This window comes from Paractinoplanes atraurantiacus, from assembly GCF_900215205.1.
In the GTDB taxonomy this organism is placed as follows: domain Bacteria; phylum Actinomycetota; class Actinomycetes; order Mycobacteriales; family Micromonosporaceae; genus Actinoplanes; species Actinoplanes atraurantiacus.
Map to the genome: position 1 here is coordinate 89,117 of NZ_OBDY01000014.1, position 21,203 is coordinate 110,319.

19 protein-coding genes and 1 pseudogene are annotated in these 21,203 nt (G+C 72.2%); 11 read left to right on the forward strand and 9 right to left on the reverse strand.

Annotated features, from left to right (window positions below; translation table 11 throughout):
• A complete protein-coding gene (locus CRP55_RS28210; protein WP_179855359.1) occupies positions 1-1,254 on the reverse strand; it encodes an MFS transporter in 1,254 nt (417 codons plus the stop codon).
• Positions 1,255-1,364: 110 nt separating this feature from the next.
• Between CRP55_RS28210 and CRP55_RS28215 the strand changes: the two genes are divergently transcribed.
• Both CRP55_RS28215 and CRP55_RS53265 read left to right on the forward strand, forming a co-directional pair.
• Positions 1,365-2,981, forward strand: coding sequence for an ABC-F family ATP-binding cassette domain-containing protein (locus CRP55_RS28215; protein WP_097323171.1), 1,617 nt, complete (start codon positions 1,365-1,367; stop codon positions 2,979-2,981).
• A 213-nt stretch (positions 2,982-3,194) separates the two neighbouring features.
• Complete coding sequence (locus CRP55_RS53265) at positions 3,195-3,371, forward strand: hypothetical protein (RefSeq protein WP_179855360.1); 177 nt, start codon at positions 3,195-3,197, stop codon at positions 3,369-3,371.
• Positions 3,372-3,405: 34 nt separating this feature from the next.
• Here the strand turns inward: CRP55_RS53265 and qcrB are convergent, their stop codons facing one another.
• Entirely contained in the window at positions 3,406-4,998 is a 1,593-nt protein-coding gene (gene qcrB / locus CRP55_RS28220; RefSeq protein ID WP_097323289.1) for a cytochrome bc1 complex cytochrome b subunit, read from the reverse strand.
• A gap of 174 nt (positions 4,999-5,172) precedes the next feature.
• Between qcrB and CRP55_RS56285 the strand changes: the two genes are divergently transcribed.
• Entirely contained in the window at positions 5,173-5,415 is a 243-nt protein-coding gene (locus CRP55_RS56285; protein WP_369076907.1) for a DUF3099 domain-containing protein, read from the forward strand.
• Here the strand turns inward: CRP55_RS56285 and CRP55_RS28230 are convergent.
• Both CRP55_RS28230 and CRP55_RS28235 read right to left on the reverse strand, forming a co-directional pair.
• Positions 5,382-6,041: a response regulator gene (locus tag CRP55_RS28230; RefSeq protein ID WP_097323173.1), complete on the reverse strand. Its 660-nt coding sequence runs from the start codon at positions 6,039-6,041 to the stop codon at positions 5,382-5,384. The two genes, CRP55_RS56285 and CRP55_RS28230, sit on opposite strands and share 34 nt — an antisense overlap.
• The gene (locus tag CRP55_RS28235; protein WP_179855361.1) at positions 6,038-7,396 is read right to left on the reverse strand and encodes a sensor histidine kinase; all 1,359 of its coding nucleotides are present in this window, start codon (positions 7,394-7,396) and stop codon (positions 6,038-6,040) included. The genes CRP55_RS28230 and CRP55_RS28235 overlap by 4 nt, the downstream gene beginning before the upstream one ends.
• A gap of 129 nt (positions 7,397-7,525) precedes the next feature.
• Between CRP55_RS28235 and CRP55_RS52295 the strand changes: the two genes are divergently transcribed.
• The 4 genes from CRP55_RS52295 to CRP55_RS28250 are packed head-to-tail and all read left to right on the forward strand — an operon-like array spanning position 7,526 to position 11,038.
• Entirely contained in the window at positions 7,526-8,092 is a 567-nt protein-coding gene (locus tag CRP55_RS52295) for a hypothetical protein (protein WP_179855362.1), read from the forward strand.
• The gene (locus tag CRP55_RS28240) at positions 8,089-9,165 is read left to right on the forward strand and encodes a peptidoglycan-binding protein (RefSeq protein WP_143234938.1); all 1,077 of its coding nucleotides are present in this window, start codon (positions 8,089-8,091) and stop codon (positions 9,163-9,165) included. Before CRP55_RS52295 ends, CRP55_RS28240 begins: the two co-directional genes overlap by 4 nt.
• Positions 9,162-9,848, forward strand: coding sequence for an ABC transporter ATP-binding protein (locus CRP55_RS28245; protein ID WP_097323176.1), 687 nt, complete (start codon positions 9,162-9,164; stop codon positions 9,846-9,848). Before CRP55_RS28240 ends, CRP55_RS28245 begins: the two co-directional genes overlap by 4 nt.
• Positions 9,845-11,038, forward strand: coding sequence for an ABC transporter permease (locus tag CRP55_RS28250; protein ID WP_097323177.1), 1,194 nt, complete (start codon positions 9,845-9,847; stop codon positions 11,036-11,038). The genes CRP55_RS28245 and CRP55_RS28250 overlap by 4 nt, the downstream gene beginning before the upstream one ends.
• A 140-nt stretch (positions 11,039-11,178) precedes the next feature.
• Here CRP55_RS28250 and CRP55_RS54955 read toward each other — a convergent pair.
• Positions 11,179-11,631, reverse strand: a pseudogene (locus CRP55_RS54955) (DedA family protein); the annotation flags it as partial.
• A gap of 109 nt (positions 11,632-11,740) precedes the next feature.
• Here CRP55_RS54955 and CRP55_RS28260 point away from each other — a divergent pair.
• Both CRP55_RS28260 and CRP55_RS28265 read left to right on the forward strand, forming a co-directional pair.
• Entirely contained in the window at positions 11,741-12,928 is a 1,188-nt protein-coding gene (locus CRP55_RS28260; protein WP_179855363.1) for a sensor histidine kinase, read from the forward strand.
• Positions 12,925-13,614: a response regulator gene (locus CRP55_RS28265; protein ID WP_097323180.1), complete on the forward strand. Its 690-nt coding sequence runs from the start codon at positions 12,925-12,927 to the stop codon at positions 13,612-13,614. Before CRP55_RS28260 ends, CRP55_RS28265 begins: the two co-directional genes overlap by 4 nt.
• Here CRP55_RS28265 and CRP55_RS28270 read toward each other — a convergent pair.
• Positions 13,577-14,692, reverse strand: a complete 1,116-nt coding sequence (locus CRP55_RS28270) for an acyltransferase family protein (RefSeq protein ID WP_097323181.1) — start codon at positions 14,690-14,692, stop codon at positions 13,577-13,579. The two genes, CRP55_RS28265 and CRP55_RS28270, sit on opposite strands and share 38 nt — an antisense overlap.
• 134 nt (positions 14,693-14,826) lie before the next feature.
• On the opposite strand from CRP55_RS28270, the gene CRP55_RS28275 reads away from it, so the two are divergent.
• On the forward strand, positions 14,827-15,618 hold the full coding sequence (locus CRP55_RS28275; protein ID WP_097323182.1) for an ABC transporter ATP-binding protein: 792 nt from the start codon (positions 14,827-14,829) through the stop codon (positions 15,616-15,618).
• Positions 15,615-18,068, forward strand: a complete 2,454-nt coding sequence (locus tag CRP55_RS28280) for an FtsX-like permease family protein (protein WP_179855364.1) — start codon at positions 15,615-15,617, stop codon at positions 18,066-18,068. Before CRP55_RS28275 ends, CRP55_RS28280 begins: the two co-directional genes overlap by 4 nt.
• Here CRP55_RS28280 and CRP55_RS28285 read toward each other — a convergent pair.
• From CRP55_RS28285 to CRP55_RS28295, 3 genes are all read right to left on the reverse strand, one after another.
• Positions 18,063-19,475, reverse strand: coding sequence for a reverse transcriptase family protein (locus CRP55_RS28285; RefSeq protein ID WP_143234940.1), 1,413 nt, complete (start codon positions 19,473-19,475; stop codon positions 18,063-18,065). The two genes, CRP55_RS28280 and CRP55_RS28285, sit on opposite strands and share 6 nt — an antisense overlap.
• Before the next feature lie 96 nt (positions 19,476-19,571).
• Entirely contained in the window at positions 19,572-19,997 is a 426-nt protein-coding gene (locus CRP55_RS28290) for an Hsp20/alpha crystallin family protein (RefSeq protein WP_097323185.1), read from the reverse strand.
• A gap of 367 nt (positions 19,998-20,364) precedes the next feature.
• Positions 20,365-21,132: a DUF72 domain-containing protein gene (locus CRP55_RS28295; protein ID WP_218854719.1), complete on the reverse strand. Its 768-nt coding sequence runs from the start codon at positions 21,130-21,132 to the stop codon at positions 20,365-20,367.
• Positions 21,133-21,203: the final 71 nt, after the last annotated feature.

Consider the following 21,203-nt stretch of genomic DNA (forward strand, 5'->3'; position numbering starts at 1 on the left):
CTACGACTCCTTCGATGTCGCCGCGGCGACGTCCTCCAGGTCCTGTTCGGCCTCGAGGTCGTCGCCGCTCGGCACCGCCGCCAGGACACGGCGGAAGACCAGCACCACCAGGGCTCCGGCCAGCACCATCCCGACCGCGGCGGCGAACGCCGCCCGCGTCCCCGACCAGTTGACGAGCAGGCCGCTGAGCTGGGCGCCGACGGCACTGCCGGCGGTGTTGGCCGTGATCATCCAGGTGAAGGCCTCGGTCACCGTGCCCGCCCGGGCCGCCCGGCCGACGAACTCGTAGGCCACCACGGTGACCGGCGCGACGGCCAGCCCGTTCAGTGCCAGGGCCACCCCCATCGACCAGTTGTCCCAGGCCAGCAGCGGTACCGCCATCAGCGCCGCGAACACCAGAACCACGATCAGCAGCAGCTGCTCGGAGGGGATCCTGAACCGGCGGCCGCTGTACCAGATGCCACCGATCGCGCCGCCGACACCCCAGGCCGCGAACAGGAGGCCGACGTCGCCACCGGAGCCGTGCGCCTCCGCGAACGCCGGCAGGGCGATGTTGAAGACACCCAGGGAGCCGGCGCAGAAGAACAGGACGCCGAGCATCGTCAGCAGCGCGGGCGAACGCAGCGGGCCGAGCAGGTCGCCCTTGGCCGGTACGGGCCGCCACTGCCGCGAGGCTCGCGTGGTGGCCAGGCCCAGAGCACCCAGACCGCCCATCACGCCGCCGGCCAGAATCGCCGATCGCGGATCGCCGATCGCGATCAGCAGGCTGAGCAGGGCCGGTCCGCCGATGCTGTAGACCTCGGCCAGGATGGCCTCGAGCGAGTACGCCGCGTTGCGCTCGTCCTTGGACAGGCCCATGGTGCTCCACAGCGCGCGGATCGAGTTGCTGACCGGCGGAATCGCGCCGCCGGCCAGGAACAGAAGCGCGATCAGGAGCGGCCGGGGGCCGTCGACGGCGGACACGGTGCCGATCAGGAGGACCGGGTAGAGGACGGCGGTGACGACCAGCATCCAGGTCTGTCCCTGCCGGTCCACCCGCCGGGCGATCACCGGCCCCAGCACCGAGCCGCCGAGCGTGTACGCGGCCAGCAGGCCTCCGGTTGCCGCATAGCTGATGTCCTGCTCGACGAAGAACAGCACGAGCGCGAGGCTGATCAGGTAGAGCGGGAGCCGGCCGATGATGCTCCACAGGAGCGGGCCACGGACGGAACGATGACGGACGAGCGCGGTTATACGCGATGTTCCAGCAAGCACGGCTGCCATCTTCAGCCGAGCTGGGCGGATCTGTCCAGTGTGCTCGGACGATCTTCTATCGATGGTAATCGACTTGCCACCGGCGAAAGGGCTTGGTCAGAATACCCGGTATGGGTCATCTGGAGGTCTCGCATGTGCACTATTACCTTCCCGATGGCCGTATCCTCCTGGCCGACGTCTCCTTCCGGGTGGCCGAGGGCTCCGTGGTCGCCCTGGTCGGAGCGAACGGCGCCGGCAAGACGACCCTGCTCCGCCTGATCTCCGGCGAGCTGCCCCCGCACGACGGCACGATCACGGTCAGCGGCGGGCTCGGCGTGATGCCGCAGTTCATCGGGTCGGTCCGCGACGACCGGACAGTCCGTGACCTGCTCGTCTCGATCAGCCCCGAGCCGATCCGGACCGCCGCCGAGAGGATCGACGCGGCCGAGGCGGAGCTGCTCGAGCGGGACGACGAGCAGACCCAGATGAAGTACGCCCAGACGCTGAGCGACTGGGCCGAGGTGCGCGGTTACGAGGCCGAGACGACCTGGGACGTCTGCACGACGGCGGCGCTCGGGATCCCGTACGAGCAGGCGCAGTGGCGGCAGGTCCGCACGTTGAGCGGCGGCGAGCAGAAGCGGCTCGTGATCGAGGCGCTCCTGCGCGGCCCGGACGAGGTGCTGCTGCTCGACGAGCCGGACAACTACCTCGACGTCCCCGGCAAGCGCTGGCTCGAGGAGCAGCTGCGCTCGACCCGCAAGACGGTGCTGTTCGTCAGCCACGACCGGGAGCTGCTGGCCCGCGCGTCCGAACGGATCGTCAGCATCGAGCCCGGCCCGGCCGGCAGCGACGCCTGGGTGCACGGCGGCGGCTTCGCCACCTTCCACGAGGCCCGCAAGGAGCGTTTCAGCCGGTACGAGGAGCTGCGGCGCCGCTGGGACGAGAAGCACGCGCAGCTCAAGCGCCTGGCCCGGGACATGCAGCAGTACGCGGCCCGCAGCGACGTGATGGCCTCGCGCTACCACGCCGCCGTGACCAGGCTCCGCAAATACGAGGAGGCCGGCCCGCCGCCGGAGCCGCCCCGCCAGCAGGAGATCACGATGCGGCTCACCGGCGGCCGGACCGGCGTCCGGGCCATCACGTGCGAGGGCCTCGAACTGACCGGCTTGATGCGGCCGTTCGACCTGGAGGTGTTCTACGGCGAACGCGTCGCGGTGCTGGGTTCCAACGGCTCGGGCAAGTCACACTTCCTGCGGCTGCTGGCCGGCGAGGAAGTGGCCCACTCCGGCAAGTGGAAGCTGGGGGCCCGGGTGACGCCGGGACACTTCGCACAGACACACGCCCAGCCCGAGTTGCAGGGCCGCAAACTGGTCGATGTGCTCTGGACGGAGCACTCGCTGGACCGGGGCCAGGCGATGGGCACGCTGCGCCGCTACGAGCTGGACCGGCAGGGCGAGCAGCCCTTCGACCGCCTGTCCGGCGGCCAGCAGGCCCGGTTCCAGATCCTGCTGCTGGAGCTGGCCGGCAGCACAGCGCTCCTGCTGGACGAGCCGACCGACAACCTCGACCTGGAAAGCGCCGAGGCCCTCCAGGACGGCTTGGAGGCGTACGAGGGCACGGTGCTGGCGGTAACGCACGACCGCTGGTTCGCCCGCTCGTTCGACCGCTACCTGGTCTTCGGCTCCGACGGCCAGGTCCGCGAAACAACCGAGCCGGTCTGGGACGAGCGCCGGGTATCGGTCGCCTGATTCACCCGAGCGGGGAGTGGCGGCCGCCACCGCGTTGCCGAGCTGAGCGTGCAAAGCGTCCAGCTCGGGTGCAACCTCCTCGGCCCGCGCCTCGGCGTTCGCGATGGCGGTCGACACCAGCTCGGCGAAGGCGGTGAGCCGGGCCTCGCTGTCCGGGGGTGGCATCTCGCCGGTGGTCGATCCGGCCAGCAGAACGCCCCACAGGCCACCGCCATGTCCCGTGCGCTGGCCGCGTTCCCCCTCGACAGGCTGGTCGACGGCTTCGGCGCGACCGGCTCCCAGCCGGTGCTGTCCCCGCACGCCGTCCGCTGCCGCGTCGAGTTGCGCCCGCGTCCGTCCACCGAGCGACACTGCGCCGGCGCCGGCCAGGTCGATGGCGAGGCAGCGTAGAGCTCGGACTCGCCGGTGGGCGGGATGGCGCAGATCACCGGCGCTCAGGTGCCATCGGAAGCTTCCGGCGCCGCGTCAACTTGGCCCGGGCGTCCTCGGCGTCGCCGGGCGGCCGTTCCACCGGGAAGAAGAAGCCTTTGACCGCCGGGGCGAGCGCTCCGACGTGGTTCATCTTCTTGGGAACCGCCCGCCCGGCGTACGGCAGAGGGCCCGCGGCAAGGGGTTGGTGAACCTCGACGAAGCCTCCGCCCGGCAGCCGGCGAATCACGCCGGTTTCGATGCCGTGCGCGAGCACCTCACGGTCGTGCTGCTGGAGGCCGAGGCAGATCCGCACGGCGATGAAGTAGGCGAGCGCCGGACCGAGCACCAGGGCCACGCGGCCGCCCCAGACGATCGCGTTCACGCTGATGTGGAACTTGTCGGCGATGATGTCGTTGACACCGGACACCCAGGCGACAAGGTAGAAGGTCAACGCCATCGCGCCCACGCCGGTGCGCTGCGGTGCGTCCCGCGGCCGCTCGAGCAGGTTGTGCCACGAGTTGTCGCGGCGCAGGCGCCGTTCGATGTACGGGTACGCCGCGGTCACGGCCAGCATCCCGCCGAAGACGACCACACCGGGCCAGAACACCGGCGGGATCGAGTACCCGTCGCCGATCGGAATCGTGATCTGCCACGACGGGAAGATGCGCAGCAGCCCGTCCAGGAACATCACGTACCAGTCGGGCTGGCTCGACGAGGCCGCGTCGCTGCCGGACGAGGGACCGTACAACCAGACGGGGTTGATCTGCAGCAGGCCCGCGATCAGGGCCACCACGCCGAACACGACGAAGAAGAGGCCGCCGCGCTTCATCAGGGGCCGGGGAAAGAACCGCTCGCCGACGACGTTCTTCTCGGTCCGCAGGGGCCCCGGGAACTGGGCCGGCCGTTGTCTGAGGGAAAGCAGCGCGGACAGGGCGGTGACGGCCAGAACGACCGCGGGCAGCAGGAACGAGTGCAGGACGTTGAGGCGATCGATGATGACGGTGCCGGGATATTCGCCGCCGAACAGCGACGCGGAGATCCAGGTGCCGGCCACCGGGATCGAGAGCATGACGCCGTCCGCGATCCGCAGGCCGGTGCCGGAGAGCCCGTCGTCGGGCAGGCCGTAACCGCTCCACCCCTCGAGGAACCCGAGCACGAACAGAACGACGCCGATGACCCAGTTCGCCTCCCGGGGCTTGCGAAATGCCCCGGTGAAGAATTTGCGGAGCAGATCGAGGATCAGTGCGGCCATGAACAGCAGGGCGGCCCAGTGGTGCATCTGCCGGACAAAGAGTCCCCCACGCACTTCGAACGAGATATCAAGGACGCTTTCGTACGCCCGCGAAACGTCCGTTCCGCGCAGAGCCGCATAGGACCCGTCGTAGGTCACCTGCTGCATGGACGGTTCGAAGAAGACGGTCAGGTACACCCCGGTGATCAACAGTACGGCGAACGAGAAAATCGCGATCTCGCCCAGCAGAAATGACCAGTGATCCGGGAACACCCTGTTCATCAGCGACCGCAGCGGAGTCGCGACCTTGTATCTCTTTTCGGCCCCGGCCGCCACCTCCGCGACCAGGGCCGCCCGGCGCTGTTCCTTTTTCATCGCCATGGCGTGATGACGTGATGGCCTCCGCGGACGTGACATCGGAATGCGGCATCGTCGGCCAAGTCACATCTTGCATTTGTCCAGCTCGACCATTGCCGGCACGCAGCCGTCGACGGACTCTCATTCGCTCGATGTGGTGTGAGCGCGTGGGTGGCGTGGCTGTGCCGCGCGATGTTGGTGACCGCCGTGCAGCCGTCGAAGCAGCCCGTTCTCATCACGAACGCGGCGCGAAGTCAGCAAGAGCTTCTCCGTGCCCGGCACAAACGCTACCTACTGATGATGAGCGTGCGGGCGGGCCTTCTGGTCGTAGGTACCGTCGTGGTCAGCGCGTACCCCTCCCGGATGTGGGCATGGTGCTGCTCCCCGGCCGGCGGCGTGATCTATCGGGTGGGTTCGACCAGGCCGCACTCGTAGCCGAGGATCACGGCCTGCACCCGGTCCCGGAGGTCGAGTTTGGCCAGGATTCGCCCGAGGTGAGTCTTGACGGTGCTCTCCGAGAGGCAGAGCGCCGCCGCGATCTCCGCGTTGGACAGTCCGCGTGTCACCAGCGTGAGGACTTCCCGCTCCCGGCCGGTCAGGACGCTCAGCCGGCCGGCCGCGGCCGGCGTGGCCGGCGCGCTGCCCAGGTAGTGGGCGATCAGCCTGCGGGTCACGCTCGGTGCGACCACCGACTCGCCGGCGACGACCACCCGGACGGCGGAGATCAGGTCGGCGGCGAGGGCGTCCTTGAGCAGGAAACCGCTCGCCCCGGCCCGGAGCCCGGCCAGGACGTATTCGTCCAGGTCGAACGTGGTCAAGATGATCACGCGGGCCGGGTGCGGACCGGATCTGATCCGGCGGGTCGCCTCGATCCCGTCGAGGCCGGGCATCCGGACGTCCATCAGCACCACGTCCGGCCGGGTCCGGTCCACCACGTCGAGCGCCTGGACCCCATCGGCCGCCTCGCCCACCACCTCGATGTCGGCGGTCTCCTCCAGCACCAGCCGGAAGCCGGTGCGGACCAGCGTCTGATCGTCGACCAGCACCACCCGTACGGTCATCGGGGTACGAGGCTTTCGCCGGCCCGCAGCGGCAGCGTCGCGCAGACGCGGAATCCGGCGCCGCCGGCCGAGCCCGCGTCGAGCGTGCCGCCCAACATCGCGATCCGCTCGGCGATGCCGCGCAACCCGTTGCCCCCGTCGTCGGCTCCCTCGGCCGGGCCGGTGCCGTCGTCGGCGACCACGACCCGCAGCCGTTCGGGGTGGAACTCGAGCAGCACCGTCGCGCCGGCGCCCGGCCCGGCATGCCGCAGCGTGTTGGTGAGCGCCTCCTGCACGATCCGGTACGCCGACACGTCCACCGCCGCCGGCATCGCCGTGGGCACCCCGTCGACGTGCAACTCGACGCGCATCCCGGTCGAGCGCAGCTCGTCGACGAGCGCGGGGACGGCGCCGACACCGGCCAGCGGGGCGAGTTGCGGGTCCTCGGCCGGGTCGGTGCGCCCGGCGGCGATCAGCCGGCGCATCTCGGCCAGCGACGACCGGCCCACCTCGATCACGTGTTGCAGCGCGGTGGCGGCCCGGTCGGGGTGCCGGTCCAGCGCGGCGGCCGCGCCCTGTGCCTGCACCACCATCACCGACATGCCGTGCGCGACGACGTCGTGCAACTCCCGGGTGATCCGGGTGCGCTCGGCCGCGACCGCGAGCGCCGCCCGCTGCCGCTCCTCCCGGGCCAGGTCGGCGGTGCGCTGCTCGACCGCGGCCAGATGGGCACGACGGCTGCGCATCGCGTCGCCGATCGCGAACGCCGCGATCAGCAGCAACCACATCTCCATCACTGCCTGGCCCGCGTCGAGCAGCCGGTCGGGCGCGAACACCGACGGCGGATCGAGCGTCTTGCGCATCACCGTCGCCACCGGCTCTCCGCCGGCCGCCTCCTGTTTGAGCTGCTGCTGTTCGACCTCCTTGCCGGACCACACGGCGGTCTCCTGGTCGACGTGGAACCGGCCGCCCAGCATCGCGGCGTACGTCATCAGCATCGCCAGCGCCAGCACGGCGACCGAATGGCGGCGACGGCGGGCGACCGTCGCCACGGTGTAGAGCATCAGCGGGAGCGCCAGATCGAGCAACTGGAACTTGGTCTGCAGGGCCAGGTGACCGACCGTGCCGGCGGCGGCCAGCACCAGGCCGGTGAACGGCCACCGCTGCCGGATCAGCACACCACCGACGATCAGCGCGGCGAAGATCCACCAAGGCTCGCCGGCCGGGAGACCGGACCGGTCCAGGTACGTCGACGGGTCGCCCGGCTTCGTCGGAGTGACCCATCCTTTCACCAGCCCGGGCCCCAGGGTCAGCAGGATCAGGGCCAGCGCCAGGGTGGCGTCGGTCAACAGGTGGCGCGGCGAGTACCGGGACACGCTCTCATGGTAGGGAGCCGGCACCCCGCCGGCATCGGACTCAGGTGCTACGTCCGTGGTACCGGCGCCGGCGGAAGGACCGACCCGGGTAGGACGAAGTCGATCACCGCGGCGGCCACCGTGAGAGCCATGACCAGAACGACATCCGCTGTACTGATCACCGCACTGATCGCGGCCGGGGTCGCCGGGTGCGACGCCGGCGGGCGCGGCCGGTCCGCCGGCCCGTCGGCCTCCACCTCGGCGGCCCCGCAACAACTGCTGGCGCTCGGCCAGGAATGGGTCCGGTGCATGCGCGACAAAGGCATGACCCGGATGCCCGACGCACAGCTCACCCCGGAGGGCTACCTTCAGTTCCCCAACCAGGGCGGGTACGAATGGAAGCGCGACCTCGCGGCGCATCCGGGCATCATCGAGGCGTGCAAGTCCATCGAGGACCGGTACCCGCCGAACGCCTTCCGGCCCAAGCAGGCCGTCACCGCCGAGGATCTGCGCAAGCTGGCCGAGTTCGCGAAATGCGTTCGCCAGCACGGCCTGCCGGCATGGCCGGACCCGAACGCCGCCGGCGAGTTCGACCTCCGTGGGACCTCTTTGGCGAACGGCATCTCGGGCCGGCAGAGCGAAGCCTTGGACAAGGCGTGCAAGCACATCTGGAGCGGTGACATCAAGGTCCACGACAACGGCGGAGGCAAGAAGTGAGCCGCCGGCGCGGCATGACCACGGCCGCGATCGCGGTCGCCGTGGCCGCCCCGCTCGTCGCCGGCGTGGCGTACGCCGCCCGGTCCGAACCGAACGCCTCACCGCCGGCCGCCGCGATAGCGACCGGAACGGCCCCGGTCGTTCGGGGCACGCTCACCAGCCGGGTGCGGATCGGCGGCGCGCTCGGCTACTCCGGCTCCTACACCGTCGATCACCCGGGCCCCCCGGGCGTGCTCACCGCGGCTCCTCGCCCCGGTGCGACGATCGGCCGCGGTGGTGTCCTGTACCGGGTGGCCGACGCCCCGGTCCGGCTGCTGCTGGGCGCCGTCCCGGTCTATCGCGACCTCGAGTCCGGGATGAGCGACGGCCCCGACGTACGCCAATTGGAACGCAACCTCGTCGCGATGGGATTCGACCCGCACCGGCGGATCACCGTGGACCGGCACTTCAGCGCGGCCACCGCGGCGGCGATCCGGCGGTGGGAGGCCTCCTGGGGTCGCAAGCCCTACCAGCGCACCGGGCGCCTCGGCCAAGGGCAGATCGTCTTCCTGCCCACCGCGCTGCGAGTGACACAGGTTCCGGCCCGCGTCGGCGCCCCCGTCGAGCCGGCGACGACGGTGCTCACCGGCACGTCGACGAACCGGGCGGTGATCGGCCAACTGGACACCGCCGAGCTGGCCACCGTACGGGTCGGCGCCCGCGTCGAGGTCTCGCTGCCGGACGCCGACCCGCTGCCCGGCCGGGTCGCCGCAATCGGCCTGGCCGCGACGGCCGAGGCCGAGGAGGACGGCGGCGCAGCGACCGTGCCGCTCACCATCACCTTTCGCCCGCCCCCGGGGTTCACCCTGGACGAGGCGCCGGTGGACGTCGACATCGTCACCGGGGAACGGCGCAACGTGCTGCTGATCCCGATCGCTGCCCTGCTCGCCCGGCCCGGCGGCGGTTATCAGGTCCGCCTCTCCGACGGCTCCGTGGTGCGGGTCGAGCCAGCCTCCTTCGACGAGAACAGCGGCCAGGTGGAGATCGCCGGCGGCCTCACCGAGGGCCAGTCCGTGGAGGTGCCGGCCACATGACCGCCGTCCTGGAACTGATCGACGCCCGCAAGGTCTATCCCGGCACCCCGCCGGTGGAGTCCCTGCGCGGGGTCACGCTCACCGTGCACAGCGGCGAACTGGTCGCCGTGGCCGGGCCGTCCGGGTCCGGCAAGACCACCCTGCTCAACCTCGCCGCCGGCCTGGACCGGCCGTCCGGCGGCTCGGTCCGCATCACCGGCCACCCGGTCGAGAAGCTGAGCGACCGCCGCCTCTCCGGCGTACGCGCGCACCGTCTCGGCATCGTCTTCCAGCAGTTCTTCCTTCTGGAACGGCTGAGCGCGGCCGAGAACGTCGCGACCGGTCTGCTCTATCGCGGCCTACCCGCGGCCGAGCGCCGGCGAGCGGCCCGAGCCGCCCTGCGGCGGGTCGGTCTGGCCCACCGGGCCGACTTCCCGGCGGCGCACCTGTCCGGCGGCGAGCGCCAGCGGGTGGCGATCGCCCGGGCCCTGGTCGGCCGGCCGGCCGTGGTGCTGGCCGACGAGCCCACCGGCAACCTCGACTCGGTGACCGGCGAGGGCATCATCACGCTGTTGAACGAGCTGAACGCCGGCGGCGTCACCATCGTCGTGATCACGCATGACGCCCGCGTGGCCCAGGCCATGCGGCGCCGGGTCGAGCTGTGCGACGGCCAGGTCGTACGGGACAGCGGGGGTGTCTCGTGAGATCGCGGCTGCGGATCGCCGACCTGCTCCCGGTGAGCACCGTGGGCCTGCGGTCCCGGCCCGGCCGGGCCGCGCTGTCCATCCTCGGGGTGGCGATCGGGATCGCGGCCATGGTGGCCGTGCTCGGCGTCACCCGATCAAGCCAGGCCGACGTGCTGGCCGGCATCGACCGGGTGGGCACGAACCTGCTCACCGTGGCCAACGGCAAAACCATCCAAGGCGCGGAGGCCGAGTTGCCGGTGACCGCGGGCGCCGCGGTGGCCCGCACGGACGGGGTGCTCACCTCGGCGGCCACCGCGACGCTCGGGGTGCCGGTCTACCGCAACGACCGGATCCCGGCCGGGCGCACCGGCGGGCTGTCCGTGCGGGTCACCGATCCGGCCCTGCTCACCACTGTGGACGGTTCGTTGCTGAACGGCCGTTTCCTGGACGCCGCCCTGTCCCGCTACCCGGTGGTGGTGCTGGGCCACTACGCCGCCACCTCGCTGGGCATCCACGACGTCGCCGAAGGTCCCCGGATCCACCTCGGCGATCACTGGTTCACCGTGGTCGGCATCCTGGCCCCGGTGGAGCTGACACCCGAGCTGGACGCGTCGGCGCTGATCGGCGCGCCCGTGGCGGCCGCCTACCTCGGCTATCAGGGAAACCCGACCCGGATCTTCGTACGGACGCAGACCGAGCGTACGGACGAAGTCGCCGGCCTGCTGGGCCGCGCGGCCTGTCCCGGCCATCCCGAACAGGTCGCCGTGAGCCGGCCCTCCGAGGCGCTCACCGCCCGCCTCGCCGTCACCGACGGCACCACCGTCCTGCTGTTGGGCCTGGGCGCGGTAGCGCTGCTGGTCGGCGGCATCGGCATCGCCAACGTCCTGGTGATCTCGGTCCTGGAACGACGCGGCGAGATCGGCCTGCGCCGCGCGCTGGGAGCGACCCGGCGACACGTCGCGGTCCAGTTCCTGACGGAGTCGCTGCTGCTGGGAGCCGGCGGCGGGATGGCCGGCATCGTGCTGGGCGTCACCGTGACCTACGCGATGGCGACCAGTCACGGCTGGCAAACGCTGATCCCGGCCGCCGCGGTGGGCGCGGGCCTCGCCGCGGCCGTGGTGATCGGCGGCTGCGCCGGCCTGTACCCGGCGGTGCGGGCCGCCCGGCTGTCCCCCACCGACGCTCTCCGCGGCGGCTGCCAAGGCTGAACGGCTCGCAGCACCGGCCGGGGCCGGCGACGGATCAGTGCGACGACGCCGCCCACCACGAACGACAACCCGAGACCGATCGCGATCCCGATCAGCGGGTTCTCGGCGAAGGCGGAACCTCCCAGCACACCCAGCCCGGCGTGGTACGACGCCCACGCCACCGCGGCGAGCGCCGAGGCCGGGCTGAACCGGGACAGCGGCACCCGCGCCGTGCCACAGGCGAGATTCGTCGTGAGACGGCCACCCGGCAGGAACCGGGACACCACGATCAGCAGGCCGGGCCGGCGCTCGATCCGCCGGCCGGCCACGGCGACGGCCCGGCCGATCCGCGGGAAACGGCCGAGCAGCCGCGGACCGGCGGCGGTGCGGCCGAGGCCGTACACGAGGTGGTCGCTGACGAACACGCCGACCGCGGCCGCCACGATGACCAGCAGCAGGTTCGGCGTGCCGGCGCGGGCGAACACGCCGGCCGTCAGCACCGCCGCCTCGGACGGGACGACCGGCACGACGCCGTCCACGCCGACCAGCGCGGCCAGCAGCGGGTAGAGCATCGGCGAGGTCATCACCGGGCTGAGCAGGGAAATCAGTTCCATGCCGGCAAGCGTGGATCTCCGGCACCGGCCGAGGCGTCATCCTCGGGAAGGGGGTCGTATGCATCGCCGGTCGGACGCCGGACATGGATCTTCCGGATACGGTGTGAACGTGACAGCGCCGATCGAATGGTTGCGGTGGTGGCTGGTCGCCGGCGGGCTGGCGCTCGTCGCCCTGCCCGTGAACGCGGCCCTGTCCGCGCTGGTGTTCGGCATACCTCCGCTGGTCGCGGTGCTCACCGGCATCGCACAGGCCGCCGCGCTGCCCCTGATCCTCATCCGGCCGCGCGAGGCGACAGCTCTGCAACTGCTGGCCGTGGTCGTCGTCGCGCTGGCCCTGCCGCCCGGCTCCGTGTCGACGTGGCCGCTCACCGTGCCGGGACTGCTGACGCTGATCGCGCACACCGGTCTGGTCTCGGCCCGCTGCGACTGGCGCGCCACGACGCTGACGTGGAGCGTGAGCTCGGTGCTCCTGCCCGTCGTGGCCCTGCTCGATCCGCGCGGCCGCTCGGTCGGGGACGGGCTGCTGATCGAGATCCTCTATCCGGCGCTGTCGGCGCTCGTCGTGGGCGCCGTCATGCTGGTCCGCCGCTGGCGGGAGGTCCGCCGGGAGCTCGCCGACGCGCGCCGCGACGTCGAGATCGAGCAGAACCAGCGAGCGATCGCCGAGGAGCGCACCCGGATCGCGCGCGAGCTGCACGATGTCGTGGCGCACGGCATGTCGGTGATCCACATGCAGGCCACCTCCGCGTCGTACCGGATCGACGACCTGGACCCGCGGGCGGAGGCGGAGTTCACCCGGATCGCCACCGGCGCGCGGGCGGCCATGCGCGAGATGCGGCAGCTGCTGTCCGTGCTGCGGGCGCAGGACGCGGACGCCGAGTTGTCCCCGGTGCCCGGCCTGGACGGGTTGCCGGACCTGGTGGCGTCGGCGGAACGGGCGGGCCTGCCGGTCGAGGTTCGCCAGACCGCGGCCGTACGGGCGGCGGCCGTGCCGGAGCGCGTGGCTTTGGCCGCCTACCGCCTCGTCCAGGAGTCGCTGAGTAACGTCATCCGGCACGCGCCCGGCGCCCGTACGCAAATCGAACTCCGCATTGAAGGAAGTGATCTTTTGCTGTCCGTCGTGAACGAGTCCGCGCCGCGGCCGGCCGAGCCGATGGAGTCGCCCGAGCTGACCGGTCACGGGCTGACCGGCATGCGTGAACGGGTCCGGCAGGTCGGCGGGACGCTGGAGACCGGCGTCCGCGCCGGCGGCGGCTATCGGGTGGCGGCCCGCCTGCCGATCGGCGCCGAGCAATGATCCGCGCCCTCATCGTGGACGACCAGTCGATGATCCGGATGGGCATCCGGGCCATCCTGCAGGCGCAACCCGACATCGAGGTGGTGGGCGAAGCGGAGAACGGGCAGGCCGGCGTGGACAGCAGCCGCCGGCTACGGCCCGACGTCGTTCTGATGGACGTGCGGATGCCGGTGCTCGACGGGCTCGCCGCCACCCGGGCCCTGCTCGGCCCGGAACGCCCGGCCGGGCACACGCCGCGGGTGCTGATGCTGACGACGTTCGACCTCGACGACTACATCTACGAGGCGCTGCAGGCCGGAGCCAGCGGGTTCCTGCTCAAGGACAGCGAGCCCGCGGACCTGGTCCAAGCCGTCCGGGTGGTGGCCGGCGGCGAGGCGCTGCTGGCGCCGCGCATCACCCGGCGGCTCATCGAGAACTTCGTCGAGGCGCGACCGCGCCGCAACGCCGGCGCGGTCGCGCTGAACGCTCTGACCGACCGTGAGCGGGAGGTCCTGCGCCTGCTCGCCCAGGGGTTGTCCAACACCGAGATCGCCGCCTCCCTGTTCATCTCGGAGCCGACCACCAAGACCCACGTCAGCCGGATCCTGCAGAAGCTCGGTCTGCGCGACCGGGTACAAGCCGTGGTCTTCGGCTACGAGAACGGCCTGGTCACACCCGGGCGGCCCGGTTCACCGGAGGCTCGATAGGCGCGTTCTCGAAGCGGCGCACCAGCACGACGAGGCCGGCCAGGACGAGACCGAGCACCGGGTACCAGGCGAGGCGGGCCACGACCCAGCCGCCGTCGGCGGGCACGTCGCCGAGGCCGGGCAGCGTGCCGAACCGCCGGGCGACCTCGGAGACACCCACGAGCGCCACCTGATGCCAGCAGAACACGCTCATCGCGCTCAGGTTGAGCACGGTCACCGCGGCCCACACGCGGGGCCGGCGCAGGACCCGCTCGATCCGGGCGCGCAGCAGCAGCGCGGCGCCGGCCTGCATCGCGGCGAGAGCCGGGACCATCAGCGACGGCGGGTTCGAATTCGACCGTACTGACCCGGGCACGCTCACGAGGCTCACCGGGTAGTCCGCCACGACCAGCAGGAACACGAACACCGCCAGGCCACCGGCGAGCAGGCCGGCCGCCACGCGCGGTCCGACCCGCCCGGCCGACCAGGACACCCCCAGCTGGTAGGCGAAGAACCAGGCCGGAAGCACGCTCAGATATCCGACGGCGACCGGCTCCACGTCCGGGCCGAAGCGCAGCAGGTCCACCACGGCCACGGCCGCCGCGCAGGCCAGGACGACCCGCAGGCCACCGATCCGGTCCAGCTTGAGGGCGTACGGGGTGAGCGCGGTGATCACCGCGTACACGCCCATGAACCACAAGGGCTGAAGGAACAGGACCACTGTCGTACGAGCGGTGCCGGCCCCCAGCCCGGCCAGGCTCAGCACCGGCAGCGCCACCGCCAGGATCACCGCCGCGGCCACAACGGGCCGCCCGATCCGCCACAGCCTTCGGCGCACCCAGTGCGCGTCGGTCTCGCCCCGCTCCCGCGCCCGGCGCAGCCCCTGCGCCGCCGTGTACCCGCCGACGAGGAAGAACAGTCCCAGCATCTGCAGGAACCAGGTGGCCGGGTGCAGCCACTCCAGATGGCGCATCGGGCTGTCGATCCGCAGCCCGCCGGCCGGTGTCGCGACCAGCGCACCGACCAGCCAATGTCCACTCACGACGCCGAGAATGGCCAGAGCCCGGAGTCCGTCGATGAATCTGTCCCGCTGGCGCATGATGCCCCTTCCACTGTTGAAGAGGCACCGAAGCTAAGAACGGCCAGGGCCCGGCCGCGTCGGGCGCGAGATGTAGCCGGCATGGTCCCGCGGACTGATGCCGGGCGCGCCACCGGTTCCCCACGCTTGTCCCCATGAGGCAGACGAAGGCTCCTGGTGACACCACTCTCGCGGTCGAGCTCCGCGGGGTCCGGCGACGGTACGGCCGCGGGGCGCGCACGGTGAACGCCCTCGCGGGGATCGACCTGGCGTTGCCGCGCGGCACGTTCACGGCCGTCATGGGCCCGTCGGGGTCGGGCAAGTCCACGTTCCTGCAGTGCGCGGCCGGCCTTGACCGGCCGTCGGAGGGCTCCGTGCGCCTGGGCGGCACGGAGATCACCGGGATGAACGAGAACGAGCTGACCGAACTGCGGCGCGGCCGGCTCGGCTTTGTGTTCCAGGCGTTCAACCTGTTGCCGTCGCTGACGGTGGAGCAGAACGTCCTGCTGCCCCTGCGGCTGGCCGGGCAACGCCAGGATCGCCGGCGGGCGGCCGAGGTGCTCGGCAAGGTCGGGCTCGCCGACAAGGCGCGGCGCCGCCCCGGCGAGCTGTCCGGCGGCCAGCAGCAGCGGGTGGCCGTCGCCCGCGCCTTGGTCACCAACCCGGACGTGATCTTCGCGGACGAGCCCACCGGCGCCCTCGACACCGGCACCGCGGCCGAGGTCCTCGGCCTGCTCCGGCAAGCGGTGGACGGCCTCGGCGCCACCGTCGTCATGGTCACCCATGACCCGGTCGCCGCCGCCTGGGCCGACCGGGTGCTGTTCCTCGCCGACGGCGCGTTCGCCGACAGCCTGGAGCGCGGTTCGCCGGCCCGCATCGCGGCCCGGATGGCCGCCCTCGGCGCCGGCAACTTTCGCTCGGGTGTGATGGCGGGTGCGGCGGCATGATGCGCCCCAACGGACTCGCCCGTGCGGCCATCCGGTTCAAGCCCGCGTCGTTCGCGGGAACCTTCTTCGCCCTGCTGATGTCGGCGCTGATCGTCTCGGCCTGCGGCATCCTTCTGGAAACCGGCCTGCGCGCATCGGTGCCGCCGGCACGCTACGCGAACGCGCCGGTCGTCGTCGCCGCCGACCAGTACGAGTACATCGTCACCGGCAGCGGTGAGGACGCCGAGAGGGAAGCGGTGCCGCTGCCGGACACAGCACGGCTGGACGCCGGGCTCGCGGCCAGGGCGGCCACGGCACCGGGTGCGACCGCGGCGGTCGCGGACTACACCTTCCCGGTACACACGCGCGGGGCCTCGCTCACCGGCCACGGGTGGGGCTCACACCTGTTGACCGGTACCACGTTGACGGCCGGCGCCGAGCCTCGTGACGGCGAAGTCGTGCTCGCTCGGGACGCGGCCGCCGTCGGCGACACCGTCACCTTCGAGACCGCTTCCGGGCGGCGGGATTTCCGCGTGTCCGGCATCGCCGACACGGGCGGCCCGCTGGCCTGGTTCGCCGACGACCAGGCGGCCACGCTCGCCGGGCACCCCGGCCGGGCCGACGCCATCGCCGTGCTGGCGCCGCCGGGCACCGACGCCACCGCGCTCGCCGCTTCGGTGACCGCGACGCTGGCCGGCTCCGAAGTCCAGGTGCACGCGGGCGACGACCGCGGCGCCGTGGAGGATCCCGGCCTCGGCTACGCCAAGGAGATCCTCTTCGGCATCGGCGGCTCCTTCGGTGGCATCGCCACCATCGTGGCGATCTTCACCGCGGCCGCGACAGTGGCCCTGTCCGTGTCCCAGCGGGCCAGAGGGTTCGCCCTGCTGCGTGCCGTCGGGGCCACCCCACGGCAGATCCGCCGCGCGGTCGCCGCCGAGGCGCTGCTGATCGCACCGCTCGCCGGGATCGCCGGCCTTCTGCCCGGCCTGGGGCTCGCGCACTGGTGGTTCGGGCAGTTGCAGGACCGCGGCGCCGTCCCGGCCGCGGCGCGGCTGCACCTCTCGGCGACGCCGCTGCTCATCGCGGTCGCCGTCGGGCTGCTCACGGCTCTGGCCGCCGGCTGGATGGCGGGCCGGCGCCCGGCGCGGACCCGGCCGGGTCAGGCGCTCACCGACGCGTCGATGCAACGGCTGCGGCCGGGCGGCCTCCGCACCGTCCTCGGCGTCGCCGCCCTCCTCGGCGGCATCGGGCTCACCGGCATCGCGGCCCGCTCGGCCGGCAACGACGCGGCCGGCGCCGCGCTCGGCGTGGTCATGCTGTTCATGCTGGCGGTCGGGCTGCTCGGGCCGTTGCTGGCCCGGTTGTGCGCCGGCCTGTTCGGCCTGCCTCTGCGCGGCGGCGGGCCGGCGGCCGGGCTCGCGGCCGCCAACTCCCGTACGAACACTCGCCGGCTCGCCTCGGCCTTCACCCCGATCGTGCTGGCCATGGCCTTCGCCTCGACCCTCGTCTTCATGCACACGAGCGAGAACCACGCCGCCGGCAAGCAACTGCGCGCGGGTCTCACGGCCGACCACGTCGTCACGAACCCGGCCGGCCTCGCGGTCGACGCGGTGGACGGGGCCGCCCGTACGCCCGGCGTGGAAGCCGTTGTGGCCGTGCTCACCACCCAGGCGCTGGTGCCGGTCGGCACCGGCGAGTTCACGTCGCTGCAGGGCGCGACGGTCCAGGGCGTCACCGGCTCCGGCGCCGAGCTGGCCAAGGTGCAGGATCTGGACGTCCGCGACGGCAGCCTCGACGCGCTGGGCGGTGACCGGATCGCCATCGACACCACCCTGGCCACCGCGGCCGGCCGGGGTGTCGGCGACCGGCTCGCGCTCTACCTTCCCGACGGCACCGAGATCAGTCCCGAGATCATCGCGGTGTACGGCCGCGGCCTCGGACTCGGCACCGTGACCATGGACCGGGCGTCGCTGGCCGGGCACGTCACCTCAGAATTCGACAACGCCCTGCTGGTGCGGGGCGGCCCGGCCGAACCGCTCGAGGCCCTGGGAACGGTCACCGACGCCGACGGCTACGCCACCCGGCGGAGCCTGGACGCGGAGTTGGGCGCGTGGACCAACAACGCGATGGCCGCGGTCCTGGGCGGCTTCGCGGCCATCGCCGCCGTCAACACCCTGGTCATGACCGTCCTCGACCGGCGCCGCGAGCTGGGCATGCTGCGCCTGGTCGGCTCCACCCGGCGTCAGGTCCTCGCGATGCTCCATTGGGAGAGCCTGCTCGTCTCCCTCGCCGGCGTCGTCCTTGGTTCCGCCATCGCCGCGGCCACGCTGATCCCGATGATGCGCGGAACCACCGGCGAAGCACCGCACATCCCGCTTCTGACGTACGGCTGTTTCGCCGCCGCCGCAACCGGTCTGGCCCTGCTCGCGGTCACCCTGCCGGCCCGGGCACTCCTGCGCCGCCGGTCATGACCGGCGCTCCACCGACACCTCTGGGCCCGAGGACCGTACACGGTCGAGCAGGTCCTTCAGTTTCGCGGCGCGGGATGGGTGGTGATGGGACATCCACGCGACACGGCCGGCCAGGTGGGCGGCGAAGTCGGGGTGACCGTCGCGGTTGGCCGCCGCCAGTCCCTGGGTGGCCGCGTTGTGCAAGATGGCCCGCAAGCGATCGTAGTCCTCGCGGGGCACCGCCGGACGGTCGTTGACGACCAGGCCGGTCAGTTCCTGACGCTGCGACCGGCGCCGCACCCGGGTCTTGCCCGGGTGCGCCCGGAACCCCTCCTCCCGGGCGATCTGCCCGGCCAGGGCGACGAGCCGCGCCACACGGCCGTCGGCGAGCGTGCCGGAGAAGGCCAGGTCGTCGGCGTATCGCCCGTAGGTGAGGCCGAAGCGGCCGGCCAGCCCGCTCAGCCGCCGGTCCAGCCGGAAGGCGCAGAGATTGGCCAGCGCGGGCGACGTGGGCGCCCCTTGCGGCAGGTGCGGCTGCCGCAACAGCGCGGCCAGGTACGGATCGGAGGCGGCACGCAGGATCCGGGCCGGCGTCCGCGTGGTGGTGAGGGCGGTCAGCGCGTGCGCGACGGGCTCCGGATAGCCGATGCCGAGGAAGAGCCCGTGGATCCGTGCCGCCGTGATGCTGGAGAAGAAGGCACGCAGGTCCATGCTCACCAGCACACTGGCGCCCGCGTGGGCCCGCGCGAAAGTGTGCGCGTCCCGGCCCGGTACGAATCCGTGGACGCTGGGGTGCACGGGCACACGCGACAGGATCTGATCGAGCAACTGCCGTTGCAGCGCACGCATCCGCGGCTTGGGCGCCTCGATCAGCCGGTGCGTAAGCCAGGTGTAGCGGTAATGCCGCAGCCGCTCGTCGCGGGCGTGCCGATTGATCTCGCGGCGGTCGGCGAACCAGTCGAGAGCGTCGCCGTCGAGATCGAGGAACGCCGCGAGGCCCGCCAAGCCGTCGACACCCGGCGCGCCCCACCGCATCCGTACGACCCGCACCGGCACCACCGGCCGATGCCGGACGACCGCCCGTCGCACCGCGACCCGCGGCCGGCCCTCGAGCCCGGCCAGGAAATGGCGCAGTTCCCGGGGCCGGTCGGCGGGGGCGCGCGGATAAGCCAGCAGCACGGCCCCGACCAGCCGCCGAGCCCAGGCCGGGCGGCCCGCCACCACGGAACCGACCGTCGCCACCATGTCCTCGGGCCGCCAGCTCGTGGTGAGCAGGGCGTCGGCCAGAGCGCCCGCGACCTGCCACGGCGACTGCCGGTGGGCCCCTTTCGGGGTACGGGCGGCAGCGTGCCCCGACGATTCCCGGTCGTGCCTGCGCCGGGCTGCGCGAAGCGCGGAGGCGCGCCGGCGATGCGCTGCGGTGGTCACTCAAGCTTCCCCGGGGTTACCCCGGAGAGACCCTCGCCGCCGGAACGACGGGCGACGGTCGAGCTCGGGACACGCTGCCACCCGGCCAGCATAAGGTCAGCCGGCGATCTGCCGCCGTCCGCTGGTGCCGGAGGCTACGCTGATCCGCCGCGGCTTGGCCCGATCGGAGATCGGGATGCGCAGCGTGAGCACGCCGTTGTCGTACGTCGCCTCGAGTTTGTCGGTGTCGAGGGTGTCGCCGAGGAACAGCTGACGGCTGAAGACGCCCATCGGCCGCTCGCTGATCACGGACTCGACGCCGTCCCGGCGGGTCCGCAGGCGCTCGGCCCGGACCTGGAGCACGTTCTGCTCGACGGTCAGGTCGATCGAGTCCGGGTCGACGCCCGGCAGGTCGAAGTAGACGTAGAACCAGTCGCCGTCACGCTCGGCGTCGACGTGCATGACCGCGGGCCGGCCGGAGGTGCCGACGAACTGCTCGAAGACGCGGTCGATTTCACGGAACGGATCGGTGCGCATCAGCATGGTCGTTTCCCCCTTCGGAATCATCCGGCAGTTGAGTGCCTCCGACTCAACTCTCACTTCCACCAATACAACGACTCGAATCCGGCGTCAAGACCTTGCGTCCGGCCCCGAGAGCTCCTATTTCTAGGAGAAGGTCAATCGGCTCGTAGGAGGTGATCCTCGATGTGGTCGCAGCCACCGCCGCCGGTCGCCGACTGGTGGGTCCTGCATGTCGCGGCCAGCCCGCACGAAGTCCAGGACGCCCTCATCGATGCCTGCGTCCATCAGCGCGCGCGTGCGCTGCCCGACCCGGACTACCCGGCCTACCTGGCCGGCCAGGGCAGCACCGACGAGCCGCCGGCGTGGCTGAGCTTCGCCCGCGCCGAGCTCAGCCGCCGCGGACACCCGACACGCTGGTGCGAGCCGGACTGCCGGCACCGCGACGTCCGGCACCTGAGTCCCCTGATTCCGGGTGCGCCAGCCGGCGGAACCGCTCCGCGTCGGCGGCGCGGGGCAGATTATTGAACATGACGTACGCCGGTCCGGCGCCGACGATGCCGTCGAGCCGGGCCAGCTCGTCGTCGGTGTAGACGTGCCGGGCACCGGTGATGCCGTGCAGCCGGTAGTACGCCGTCGGCGTCAGGCTGACGCGCAGGAACGGGTCGGCCGCGTGGGTCAGGTCCAGCTCCTCGCACAGCTCCCGGACCAGCTCGTCCGGCCACGGCCCGCGCGGCTCCCACACCAGGCGGACGCCGGCCGGCCGGTGCGCCCGGAAGCAGAACTCGCGCAGCCGCGCGACGGCGCTCCCGCTCGGCCGGAAGCTCGCCGGGCACTGGAGCAGGATCGCGCTCGCGCCCAGGATCTCGGCGCAGCCGACCGTCGTCTCCCAGGCGCGAGCGACAACGGGCGTCCAGCGGAAACCGCCGGCCTCCGCCCGCTCGTCGGCGCTCAACGGCGTGCGCAGCCGCCGGTAGGTCGGGCTCTTCGCCTCATGCGTGATCAGCTGCCACGCCTTGACCGTGAACTCGAACTCCGGCGGAACAGCGGCCCGCCACCGCGCAGCGTCGCCTCGCGGGGCGGCTCGTAGAACGTCTGCTGCACCTCCAGCACCTCGAAGCGACGCGCGTACGACGTCAGCGCCATCCCGGCACCGCACAAACCGACCTTCACCGCCGTCATAAGCGGTTTCATACCCACCCGAGGTGACCTAACCTGTGCCAAGCGGAG